This is a genomic window from Methylomicrobium sp. Wu6 (assembly GCF_035916875.1).
Taxonomy (GTDB): Bacteria; Pseudomonadota; Gammaproteobacteria; order Methylococcales; family Methylomonadaceae; genus Methylomicrobium.
Window position 1 is genome coordinate 55,286 of sequence record NZ_JAXUHN010000081.1, and the last position, 12,224, is coordinate 67,509.

Consider the following 12,224-nt stretch of genomic DNA (forward strand, 5'->3'; position numbering starts at 1 on the left):
CGCTATTCCTTGGCAAGCAATTCCAGTTGTTCCTCGGAAAAGGCCTGATAGTTTTGTTGCCATTCCGAAGGATGACCGACTTTGCCGACCTGCACTGCAGTGACCTTGTATTCCGGGCAATTGGTGGCCCAGTCCGAATTGTCTGTTGTGATCACGTTTGCGCCGGATTCCGGGAAGTGGAAGGTCGTATAAACGACGCCAGGTTGTACCCGGTCGGTGATCAATGCCCGCAGCACGGTTTCGCCGGCGCGGCTCTTGATGCCGACCCAATCGCCGTCTTTCAGGCCTCGGTCTTCCGCATCATGCGGATGAATTTCGAGACGATCCTCGGCATGCCAGGCGACGTTGTCGGTACGGCGGGTTTGCGCGCCGACGTTGTATTGCGACAAAATCCGGCCGGTGGTCAAAATCAACGGGAACATCCGAGTCGTGCGCTCGTGCGTCGCGACATATTCGGTCAGCATGAACAAGCCCTTGCCATTGTCGCGCATGAACTCGTGTTCGTGCATCGTCGGCGTGCCTTCCGGCGCATCCGCGTTGCATGGCCACTGGATGCTGCCGAGGCGGTCGATCTTTTCATAGCTGACGCCGGCAAAGGTCGGGGTCAACCTTGCGATTTCGTCCATGATCTCGGACGGATGGCTGTAGTTCATCGGATAGCCGATCGCGTTCGACAGCATCTGGGTGACTTCCCAGTCTTCGTAGCCGCCGAGTGGCGCCATCACCTTGCGTACCGGCGAAATCCGGCGTTCGGCGTTCGTGAAGGTGCCGCTCTTTTCGAGGAAAGACGAGCCGGGCAGGAAGACGTGCGCGAATTTTGCGGTTTCGTTCAGAAACAAATCCTGCACGATCACGCATTCCATCGAACGCAGCGCATGATGGACGTGTTGGATGTCCGGATCGGATTGCGCAATGTCTTCGCCTTCGACATACAAGCCCATAAAGCTGCCATCGCAGGCCTCATCGAACATGTTCGGAATGCGCAAGCCGGGTTCGGATTGCAGCGTCACGCCCCAGTTTTGTTCGAACAGATGCCGGGTCGCTTCGTCAGACACATGGCGGTAGCCTGGGAATTCATGCGGGAACGAGCCCATGTCGCAGGAACCCTGTACGTTGTTTTGTCCACGCAAAGGATTCACGCCGACGCCTTCCCGGCCCAGATTGCCGGTGGCCATTGCGAGATTCGCGATGCCGATAACCGTCGTCGAGCCTTGGCTGTGTTCGGTTACGCCGAGGCCATAATAGATCGTGGCATTACCGGCGCTCGCGTAAAGCCGAGCCGCGGCGCGGATTTCACTCGCTGGAATGCCGGTCACCGCTTCGGCAGCTTCGGGTGAATGGCGCTCGTCGGCGATGAAGCGGCGCCATTTATTGAATGAGTTCAAGTCGCAGCGGCCATCGATAAAGGTTTCGTCGATGAAGCCTTCGGTGACCACAACATGCGCGAGCGCATTGACCAGCGCGACGTTGGTGCCGGGGCGCAATTTCAAATGATGCGAAGCCTTCACATGCGGCGATTTGATCAGATCGATTTCGCGCGGATCGACCACGATCAATTTCGCACCCTGGCGCAGGCGTTTTTTCATCTGCGAGCCGAATACCGGGTGGGCGTCGGTCGGGTTCGCGCCGATCACCATGATTACGTCGGCCTTCATCACCGAGTCGAAATTTTGCGTGCCGGACGATTCGCCAAAGGTTTGCTTGAGGCCGTAACCGGTCGGCGAGTGGCAGACGCGCGCGCAGGTGTCGACATTATTGTTGCCGAAACCGGCGCGGATCAATTTTTGCACCAGATAGGTTTCTTCGTTCGTGCAGCGCGACGAGGTGATGCCGCCAATCGAATCGCGACCGTATTTGGCCTGAATCCGTTTCAGTTCGGAAGCCGCGTATTGGATCGCTTCTTCCCAACTCACTTCCTGCCAGTGATCCTTGATGCTCTTGCGGATCATCGGTTTGGTGATGCGGTCTTTGTGCGTCGCATAACCGAATGCGAAACGCCCCTTCACGCAGGAATGGCCGTGGTTGGCCTTGCCGTCCTTGTGCGGCACCATCCGGACCACCTGGTCGCCCTTCATCTCGGCGCGGAACGAACAGCCGACGCCGCAATAGGCGCAGGTGGTTACGATCGCATGCTCAGGGGTGCCTTGTTCGATCACCGATTTTTCGATCAGAGTCGCGGTCGGGCAGGCCTGCACGCAGGCGCCGCAGGACACGCATTCTGAATCCATGAAGGCTTGGTTCTGGCTCGGAGAGACTTTCGAGTCGAAACCGCGGCCGTCGATCGTCAGCGCAAACGTGCCTTGGGTTTCTTCGCAGGCGCGGACGCAGCGCGAACAGACGATGCATTTGCTCGGATCGAAAGTGAAATAAGGATTGCTTTGATCCTTGACCGCGTTCAAATGGTTTTCGCCGAGCGGGTTGTAGCGCACTTCGCGCAGGCCGACCGCGCCGGCCATGTCTTGCAGTTCGCAGTCGCCGTTCGCGGCGCAGGTCAGACAGTCGAGCGGATGGTCCGAGATATACAATTCCATCACGCCGCGGCGCACATCGGCCAGCTTTTTGTTCTGAGTCGTGACCACCATGCCTTCGCCGACCGGGGTAGTACAGGACGCCGGCATGCCGCGCGCGCCCTTGATTTCGACTACGCACAAACGGCATGAGCCGAACGGTTCGATGCTGTCGGTCGCGCACAGTTTCGGAATATCGATGCCGATACTCGCCGCCGCGCGCAATACCGAGGTCCCGGCAGGTGCCGTTACCTGAAAGCCGTCAATTTCAAGATTGACGAGTTGTTCGGATTGTCTGGCGGGGGTACCAAAATCTTTTTCTTTATCGAGCGACATAACGAATACCTCTTGATCTGTATCAGGCCGCGTCGGCTTGGCCGGCGATGCCGAAATCTTCCGGGAAATGGTTCAGCGCGCTGAGTACCGGATAGGGCGTCATGCCGCCCAAAGCGCACAGGGAGCCGTTCAGCAACGTATTGCAAAGATCGCGCAGCAGTGGCTCGTTTTTTGCGAGATCGCGACCTTCGATAATGTCGGTGATCACTTCGACGCCGCGGGTCGAGCCGATACGGCAAGGCGTACATTTGCCGCACGATTCGATCTTGCAGAATTCCATGCTGTAGCGCGCCATTTCGGCCATGTCAACCGTGTCGTCGAACGCGACCACGCCGCCGTGGCCGAGTACGGCCCAGATCGCCGCGAACGCTTCGTAATCAAGCGGCGTATCGAACTGCGATTCGGGCATATACGCGCCCAACGGGCCGCCGACCTGCACCGCCTTGATCGGCCGGCCGCTTGCCGAGCCGCCGCCGTAATCGTAAAGCAATTCGCGCAGGGTCATGCCGAACGCAATTTCGACCAGACCCGGATACTTGATGTTCCCCGCCAATTGCAACGGCAAGGTGCCACGCGAACGGCCCATGCCGTAATCGCGATAGAATTCACCGCCTTTGTCCAGAATGATAGGCACCGAAGCGAGCGAAATTACGTTGTTCACGATCGTCGGCTTGCCGAACAAACCGCTGATAGCGGGAAGAGGCGGCTTGAAACGCACCAAGCCGCGCTTGCCTTCGAGGCTTTCCATTAGCGAGGTCTCCTCGCCGCAGATATAAGCGCCAGCGCCGAGACGGACTTCCAAATGAAAGGACTTGCCGCTGCCGATAACATTGTCGCCGAGGTAGCCTGCCGCATAAGCCTTTTGGATCGCGACATTCAACGCCTTGTGCGCATGCGGATATTCGACACGCAGATAGATATAGCCCTGGGTCGCGCCGACCGCGATGCCGGCAATCGTCATGCCTTCGATCAGCACGAACGGATCGCCTTCCATCACCATCCGGTCGGAATAAGTGCCGGAATCACCTTCGTCGGCGTTGCAGATAATGTATTTTTGTTCCGACGGCGTGTTCAGCACCGTATTCCATTTGATGCCGGTAGGAAACGCCGCGCCGCCGCGCCCTCTGAGGCCGGAATCGGTGACCTGTTTGACGATTTCCGCGCCGCTCATGTTCAGCGCATTTTTCAGGCCGCGGTAACCATCGTGCGCGATATAATCATCGAGGTTGACAGGATCGGTGATGCCTATGCGCTGAAACGTCAGGCGCTGTTGATTTTTTAGATAGGGCAGTTCCTCGATCGGTCCCAAGGACAAGGCATGTTGCCCGCCGGCCAGGAAGTCCGCGTCGAACAGAGCGGCTACGTCTTTGACTTGTACCGGACCATAAGCGATGCGGCCTTTCGGCGTCTCGACTTCGAGTAAAGATTCCAGCCAGAACAAGCCGCGCGAGCCGTTGCGAATCAATTTGATTTGAATGCCGCGCTTTTCGGCTTCCTGCTTGATAGCGGATGCGACACGGTCCGCGCCTACGGCAACGGCGGCTGCATCGCCCGGAATATAAACGGAATAAGTCATGCCGAGGCCTCCTCTGCGTGGATCACGCTGTCGAACAATTCGGCGCTGGCATGACCGTAAAGTTGTTCGCCGATCTGCATCGACGGCGATACGGAACACAAGCCTAGGCAATAAACCGGCTCGAGAGAAAAAGCTCCGTCCGCAGTCGTTTCGTGATAATCGATACCCAGTGTGTTTTTAACATGCGCTTCGAGCGCTTTAGCGCCCTTTGCCTGACACGATTCGGCGCGGCAGACATGCACGGTGGTCTTGCCGGGCGGTGTCTCGCGGAAATAATGATAAAAACTGATCACGCCATGCACCTCTGCGCGGGAAAGATTCAGCGCCTTGGCGATGTCGGGAACGGCGTCGGCCGGAATATAACCGAGCCTGTCCTGGATCCCGTGCAGGATCGGTAACAGTGCGCCGGGCAGGTCTTTCAGACTTGCGATGATGTCTTGCACTATAGTGTCGATAGCGCCGGATTCTGTCATGTCTATCTATCTCTCTCGCTAAAGGGCTGGATAACTGCATCGCGTCCGCGATGCCCATCCAATGGTATTTTTCCAGCTTAACATAAGACTTTAGCATTGTAAAAAAAACATAAATAAGACATTAGTTGTATGTTTTTTATTCAATAAATATCCAGGCTTTGTAAGTTACGCACCCATCTTGACAATAATGGCAAATATTGCTAGGAAGTTAGGCAGAACTCGGAAAATCAGCCTGAGATAGGTGCTTGAGACCCAGGAACCGGTAAGCAATCATTGCATTGAACGTCCATTCTTCCAAGCGGTACAGAGAGAAAATTCCGGCACGATCGTGTGAAGGGCAACTTTTCAGGAAGGTCGGGACAACTCGAATCGTTACGGACGAAATAAATAACCCGTTCAACGACAAGCTCGAATTTACCCGACGAATCGGATGATTCCAGTAACCAGCCGTTCCAAGGCGGTATCGATTTGCGATCGATCGAGCATTCCATACGAAATTCGCAAATAACAGCCCTCTGTCAATCCAAATGCGCTGCCCGGAATTACGGCGACTTTAAAATCATCGATCAACATTTTTGCTAGTTTCAGGTCGTTTTTTTCTGTGTTGATTTTTAACAGCAGGTAGAAAGCGCCTTCAGGTTCCGGGATTTCGCAGCGGCCTTTCAGCGGCTGTAACAGGGCAATCACCTGTTCGCGTTTTTTCGCAAGTGCCGCCAGGTGGTTTTTACAATAATCGGAGCCAGCCTCTAATGCGCCGGTTGCCGCAACCTGGCTTATCAGCGGCGGACAGATCAGGTTAGTGTCCTGAATTTTCAACAGCGAGGGTGTCAATGCCTCCGGAAAGGCCATGTAGCCGATGCGCCAACTCGCAAAACCGTAGGCCTTCGAGAGCGAGTACAACGAAATGGTATGCGTCTTTGCGCTTGGCAGCGAGGCCGGAGAAAAATGTTTCGCTTCTCCATAGGTAAAATATTCGTAGGCTTCATCGTTGATGTGGTACAGGCCGAATTCGCGGCAGAGATCATTGACCGCACGCAGCGCGACTTCCGGATAGACCGCACCGCTCGGGTTATTCGGCGAAATGGTCACGATTGCGCGGGTTTTCTCGGTAATCGCGGCGCGCAAGCGGGAAATGTCCAACTGATAGCAATAGTCGGTCGCTACGCCGACCGGCGTGCAGTTCAGCATGCGGACCGCCATTTCCTGATTGAAATAATAGGGCAGGGGCAAGATGATTTCATCGCCGGGATCCGTGATCGCGAGCAGCGAATTCAGAAATGCCATGTTCGAGCCTGCCGTGACCATCACCCCGTAGCCGGCTGCCAAATTGATGCCGTTTTCAAGACGCAGTTTGTCGCGGATCGATGCGAGGAGAGGCGCATGACCGAAGGCCAAGCCATAGAGATGTGGCTCCGGTTGCAGGCCGAAATCGCGGATTGCGGCCAGGGCAGCATCTGGCGGAGGATAGAAAACCATGCCTTGGCCGAGCGAGAGCGTGCCGGGATTGCTTCGGATCCAGGCGCCGACGACAGGAATGATAGGGGATTGTACCGATGCAATGCGCTGGCTTACGTCTCTGTTTCTATGTGCAGTCATTAAGTTGGAGATCAAGCAAACTTACAATTTGATGGGAACAAGATTGCAATCAAATTCGATATGTTCAACGCAGTGCACAAAGCTGTGTGTTGCGGTTGCGGTCATTTCGGGCTGCACGGCGTTATCGTGCACTTTGCGCTTCCAGTGCGTTCAGGTCGGCCATTGTATTCAGGTTGACGAAGATGTCCGGCGTCGCGCTGAAATCGGCTAGCGCGAGTTGATGTTGTTCGAGCCAGCGATCGATTCTGCGTTCGCCGCTGGCGAGGTAATTTTGCAGGCTGTCTTTTAATGCGGTTTTGAGCGCGAGAAAAACCGGATGCAGGCGCTCGCCGTCGTGCGCGGCCGCGACATCGGCATCGTGGTCGGCGCGAGCCGCGAGCAGTTTCCGCACATGCTCGGGTTTGACAAGCGGCGAATCGCAAGGCAAGACGACCAATATTTCCGCCCGGGTATGCAGCAGCGCGGTTAGGATGCCGGCCAAGGGTCCGTCGAAGCCGGCGGTTTGATCCTGCACGACCGGAGGACCGAACAGCCGGTATTGTTCGAGATTGCGGTTTGCGCTGATGATGATCTCGGACGCCGCGCCGGCGAGCGCGTCGATTGCGTAGCAAACCAGCGGACGGCCGTGATACAAAATCAGGCCTTTGTCTCGGTTGCTCATCCGCCGCGCCAGCCCCCCTGCCAGGATTACCCCGGCCACTGTTGTTCGAGCGCTCATAATGTTAAGCTTGGTCGGTTCATCACTCTCGGTTTAGCCATGTTTCGACGTCTTGCGGTTTTGATCGGTCTGTTCTTTCTTGCAAGCTGCGCTAGCTCACCGCCCGGCGAATATCTGCTCTATTATCAGGCCGAAACGAAAAAACCGTATGACGAGGTGCTCGACGAACTGAAAAGCGCGATCGCGGAAAATAATTTCAGGATAACAGCACACAGCCGTGTCGGTAAAGTGATCCGCGATCGCGGCGACAAAGATTTTCCGGAGTTCGACACGATCCAGTTCTGCAATCTGACCCATGCCCGAACGATGCTGTTGATCGAACCGGAAGCAATCAAGTATATGCCGTGCAATGTAGTAATGTATCAGCGTAACGGCAAGACGATCGTCAGAACCCATTTGTTGCCGACCGATTCGGATAATCCCGAATTGAACCGTTTTTTGGGGACGATGAATCAAAAGTTAAAAGCGATCGTCGATTTTGCTGTCGAGGAATAGTTGGTTGACTAGATCGAGGATTGGGGCTTGCCGATCAGGCCGCCTTGCACGAGATCGATGTCCAGTTCTTTGAGCTTTTTCAGCACGCCGTCATTTTCGACGCATTTCGCTATCGTGAGTTTGCCGAACGTATGCGCGACTCCTGACAACGCTTTGACAAACATCTGGTCGTCGGTATTTTGATCGATTTGCCTAATGAATGCGCCGCCGATCTTCACGTAATCAATCGGTAGATGCTTCAGGTAGTAGAAGGATGAAAAACTGACGCCGAAATTATCTAGAGCGACGTCGCAGCCCAGCGTCTTGAATTGATCGATCAATATTTCAGCCAGCTCAAAATCCGCTTCGGCGGCGGCTTCCGGGATTTCGAAAATGATTTTGGCGGGGCTGATGCCGTAGAGACCGAACAAATAGGCCACATCGTCATAAAAACCGGCATCTTCGAAAATCTTGCCGGACAGATTTATCGACAAACGGCAGTCCTTGCCTTGCCGTTCGGAATCGTGCAGTATCCGCAACGCTTTTTTGAAGGTGATGCGGTCGATTTTCCCGGCCAGGCCGAGTTCTTCGGCGTGATTGAGGAAACTTTCAGGCAGCAACAGCGGGCCGTCGTCTTGCGGCAGGCGTAACAGGCATTCGTAATGATGCGGCGCGGACAATTTGTCGTACATTACGGGCTGATATTGCAGCACAAATAGATCATCAGCGATCGCCTGTTCGAGCCGTTGCCTAAAGCTTAACATGTGCGCGATTTTGAGCCGGCTTTCGCTACTCAGCCGGCAACAGTAAAAGTTTCCTGGACCTGCCAACTTTGCCTGTAGCCGTGCCGCATCAGCATTCGCGTACAGGTCGTTCGGCGTCAGTCCGTGCTCGGGATACAGCGCGATTCCAATATGCGCGGCTAGCCGATAGCTCGTACCCGCATGGTTAAATGGGGATGTATTGATGTCCTGATTGAGTTTTTCCGCAAGCGAGGCAATGTTATCCGTTTTCACATGCGAAACCAGTAGCGCGAAAACGTTGTCGTTGATCCGGCTGAGCCTGTCGACAGAGCGCAAATTGTCCTTTAGCCGGCGGGCAACCCAGACCAGCAACATTTCGCCCGCCTGTATGCCATGCGCATCAATGATGTCTTGATAGCGGTCCACGTCGAAGATAAACACTGCAATCAGATAATCGTAGCGCCGCGCTGCGGTCAGCGCGACCGCCATTTCGTTGCGGAACTGCTGATGGCCGGCAAGGCCGGTGACCGGATCATTGATCGGCATGGTCAGAATTTTCTGCTCGTACAACGTGCGTTCGCTGTTATCGATGCCGATGGTCAAGATCACCGCCTCGTCCGGGTTGCTTGGCGGATTGAACAGCGTATGACGCCAGGAGATGCTGCGCGTTCGACCTGACTCGGAAACCAGTTGCCCGTCGATCTGAAATTGGCCGGCCATTTCGCCCGATCTGAGCTGGCTCAGCTTTCTATGGTGCGCCCATTCGGCGTCGGGAATCAGAAGATCGAAGATTTTGCCTTTGATCGAACGTTCTTCCCGGCCCAGTTCCTGGATGCCGGTCTGATTGATCGTCAGGATGATGCCGTTCAGTTTTTGCGTCAGGATGATAATCGGCGCGGTATCGACCAATTGCCGGATAAAATCGCGCTCAGTCGCCAGTTCACGGCTTTTTTCGATCAATTTCAAGGTATTGCCGTGCACTTCCTGCTCCAGCGATTCCAAATGCCGGGCCAGGGTCAGAGCGGTTTGATGCAGTTGGTCCAGTTCGTCGAAATCGGCCGACATTGGGCTTTTTACGGCGATAAGTTCGCGGAACTTGTCGTACTGATGTTCGGCCAGCAACGGCAGCGCCTCCGAAAGAGCCGAGACGCGCGACAGGGTGTAATACAGCAGGATCGGCAGCAGCAGCAAGGAAACCAGCAGACTCATGACCCCATACAGCCAGACTTTCCGCAAATCTTCCTGCAGATTTCGGTCAATGGCGCTGATGTCCTTGATAAACAAATACAGCGGGGCTTGATGCTGAATGCCCGGAATTGGCGTGACTCCGAATTCGAAAACGGCTCCCTCCAGACGGAGGGTTTGGTTTTTTTTGATCAGATCGGAGAGAGAAACATGCTCGACGACATACTCGTACAGTTTTTTGTTGTGGTCTGAGGAAGTCAGACCTGCCAGCCGGTAAGGCCAGGAATTCCCCGGCGTTTCACGCAACGCATCATCCAGAAACAGGATGCCGATGTCGGAACCGGTCGCCTGCCTGTATTTGATCATGATGTCCGCAAACGAGCGGGTAACGCCATAGGCGCCGACGGTTTGGGATTTGCCGATTACCGGCACGACGACTTGCTGAAAACAAATATCCGCGCAAACGGTGCGATGTTCCGGCATTTCAGAGCGTAATACCTTCTTGGCGGTTACGCTGTCGATCAGCCGCGGACTCCCCCAAGACTTGACGATGGAGCCTCCGCCGTCAAAAAAAACGATATTGGTAATGCCCCAGCTTAGTTGCCATTCCGACCATTTCTCATCGAGAGTGGTAAACGCGGGGAGTTGGCGGTTTTTAGCGAGGGCGGTCTGTTTTCCCAGCAGGGGGAGCATTTCCGCGAGCTGTTCGAGCTCCAGAAACGAATCTTCTGTCAGCGCCTGGGCAATGTTAATATGGACAATGTGCTCATTGCGGCGGCTAGCGTTGAAATTTTCCATCGCATGTTGATAGGCGAAAAAGGAAAAAATGCTATGCATCAGCAGAAACACACAACCAAACAAGATGGCAAGTTTCCAACGCAGGCTCAAAAAAAAGGGCGCGTTCGACATGGGCGGCTAAAAACGAAACAATGCTTGCACTCCGAACAGATCCCAATCCTGCGTCGTCCGCAGCCGATCCGGATTATCGGCTTGCGGCAGCCACAACGTGCCGTGTACGCGGTGATATTCGCCGCGCAGCATCCAGCTGCCGTTGATGTCCCAGCGCAGTCCGATAGTCCAGTCCTGGGCGTAGGCGGCGTGAGAGGGCAGTCCGATCGCTTCCAGACCGGTGCCCCGGCGGTTTTCGGTATTGCCGTCTATCGTATCGAAGCGCACGGTGGCCTGCCATTTCGGAAAAAACCGGTAACTGCCCTCGATATACCAACTTTCGGTCGCAAAGCGCCGGTCGGGCAGCGTTTCATAACCTTTCATTACATTATGCCGGTAGTTGTATTCCGCGGTCAGTGTCAGTTTTTCGCCGTTGTATTGCGCAGAAATCATTAGCGGTCGTACGAAGGATGTGCCGGCGCCGAATCTATCTCCAGCCAGCGGATGATAGCCGAGTTCCAAATCCGCGTAACTGACCGCGAAAACGTATTCGCCGCCGTTCAATTCGTAACTCAATTGGGTGACGACTGTGGGTTTGGCCGAAAATTCGCCCAGGGCATAGGGGCCGAGTTGAATCGAGCGAATTTCCTGATTATTGCCCAATGGCACGACATAATTAAATTTAAAGATAAAATCGCCGTAATCGGTATGTTGTTCTGCATAGAACGAACCGCCGTCGCCGGACGTCAACAGCGAGCGCGAGCGTTCGAAATAATTGCCTTGCGGCAGCAGGATGGTCGGATGCGTAAACGGGACATCGCGCGTTTCGTTATATAAACCCAAGGGAATCTTGACCCGCCCGCCGCGTATTCCGATACGGCCAGCGTCATGCTCCAGCAGCGTCAAATCGGCCAGCCCGTAATCGACCCTGAAGCTGCCGCGATCGATGTCGCCGGCGCGGCGGTATAATCCTTGGATTGCAAAGTTCAGGCGGTCGTAAGGCTGGTAAGACGTATTCAGGCCGACTTCGGTAAGGCCGAGGCTGACGCCGTCGTCGCTTTGACCGAACAGATTGTTATCCGAAGTGTGGAACATGCTTTGCGCGAGAAAACCATGCACCTGCATTTCGTCAGGTAAATAACCGGCCATACCCGCACCCGGCAGGCTCGAAAGGATCAGCAGCAACAGTCCGTTACTGATAGTCGAACAGACGAATTTTCGCATTGTCCGGTTTTTTACTCACATAACCAATCGAATTCGGCGTATTCATGATTTTTTTGATCATCTCCTGCTCTGAATCGAGTTGGATCGGGGCGACGCCGGTGCCGGTGTAGGTCATCCGGTCCCAAGCGCGCCTAAATTGATGCGGAAACATGTTCAGATTATTTTTGACAAAGTCCTTATGGACCGGATGATCGTCAGCAAGCGTATACACCTTGATTTGCTCGCCATTAGGCCATAGCCTCTGGCGCATGGCAAAAATCGCGCGCACGTCGGCGCGCGAAAAGCGTCCGGGCGGCGCCGAATCGTTTATGATGATGTCCGCCGAGCCGGCGACAAGCGGCCACAGGCCCAGGCAATAACATGCGATTGCCGAGACCCTGAGCGACATTTTGCCACGATCCGAATCCCGCAACTTAGGCGTTCTCCGCTCGCTGGATGATCGCTGTTTTGATAATCAGGTCGTTATGACGCAGGAACCCGGTTCCGGCGGCATGCGTCCGGCCG

Annotated in this window: 9 protein-coding genes; 1 reads left to right on the top strand and 8 read right to left on the bottom strand. The window is 55.0% G+C overall.

Annotated features, from left to right (window positions below; translation table 11 throughout):
- Positions 1–2: 2 nt before the first annotated feature.
- The 5 genes from fdhF to mobA form a co-directional block, all read right to left on the bottom strand.
- A complete protein-coding gene (fdhF, locus tag U2W12_RS12125; RefSeq protein ID WP_326500947.1) occupies positions 3–2,843 on the bottom strand; it encodes a formate dehydrogenase subunit alpha in 2,841 nt (946 codons plus the stop codon).
- A gap of 22 nt (positions 2,844–2,865) precedes the next feature.
- On the bottom strand, positions 2,866–4,419 hold the full coding sequence (locus U2W12_RS12130) for an NADH-quinone oxidoreductase subunit NuoF (RefSeq protein WP_326500948.1): 1,554 nt from the start codon (positions 4,417–4,419) through the stop codon (positions 2,866–2,868).
- The gene (locus tag U2W12_RS12135) at positions 4,416–4,892 is read right to left on the bottom strand and encodes a formate dehydrogenase subunit gamma (RefSeq protein WP_326500949.1); all 477 of its coding nucleotides are present in this window, start codon (positions 4,890–4,892) and stop codon (positions 4,416–4,418) included. The genes U2W12_RS12130 and U2W12_RS12135 overlap by 4 nt, the downstream gene beginning before the upstream one ends.
- A 414-nt stretch (positions 4,893–5,306) precedes the next feature.
- Positions 5,307–6,488, bottom strand: coding sequence for a pyridoxal phosphate-dependent aminotransferase (locus U2W12_RS12140; protein WP_326500950.1), 1,182 nt, complete (start codon positions 6,486–6,488; stop codon positions 5,307–5,309).
- 121 nt (positions 6,489–6,609) lie between these two features.
- Entirely contained in the window at positions 6,610–7,206 is a 597-nt protein-coding gene (gene mobA, locus U2W12_RS12145) for a molybdenum cofactor guanylyltransferase MobA (protein ID WP_326500951.1), read from the bottom strand.
- Positions 7,207–7,245: 39 nt separating this feature from the next.
- Here mobA and U2W12_RS12150 point away from each other — a divergent pair, with 39 nt between their 5' ends.
- Positions 7,246–7,701, top strand: a complete 456-nt coding sequence (locus U2W12_RS12150; RefSeq protein ID WP_326500952.1) for a DUF302 domain-containing protein — start codon at positions 7,246–7,248, stop codon at positions 7,699–7,701.
- An 8-nt stretch (positions 7,702–7,709) separates the two neighbouring features.
- Here U2W12_RS12150 and U2W12_RS12155 read toward each other — a convergent pair whose 3' ends face one another.
- The 3 genes from U2W12_RS12155 to U2W12_RS12165 are packed head-to-tail and all read right to left on the bottom strand — an operon-like array spanning position 7,710 to position 12,108.
- Positions 7,710–10,517, bottom strand: a complete 2,808-nt coding sequence (locus U2W12_RS12155) for an EAL domain-containing protein (protein WP_326500953.1) — start codon at positions 10,515–10,517, stop codon at positions 7,710–7,712.
- A gap of 6 nt (positions 10,518–10,523) precedes the next feature.
- Positions 10,524–11,720 (bottom strand): hypothetical protein, encoded by a 1,197-nt coding sequence (locus U2W12_RS12160; protein ID WP_326500954.1) that lies wholly within the window; start codon positions 11,718–11,720, stop codon positions 10,524–10,526.
- On the bottom strand, positions 11,689–12,108 hold the full coding sequence (locus U2W12_RS12165) for a hypothetical protein (RefSeq protein WP_326500955.1): 420 nt from the start codon (positions 12,106–12,108) through the stop codon (positions 11,689–11,691). Before U2W12_RS12165 ends, U2W12_RS12160 begins: the two co-directional genes overlap by 32 nt.
- Positions 12,109–12,224 lie beyond the last annotated feature (116 nt).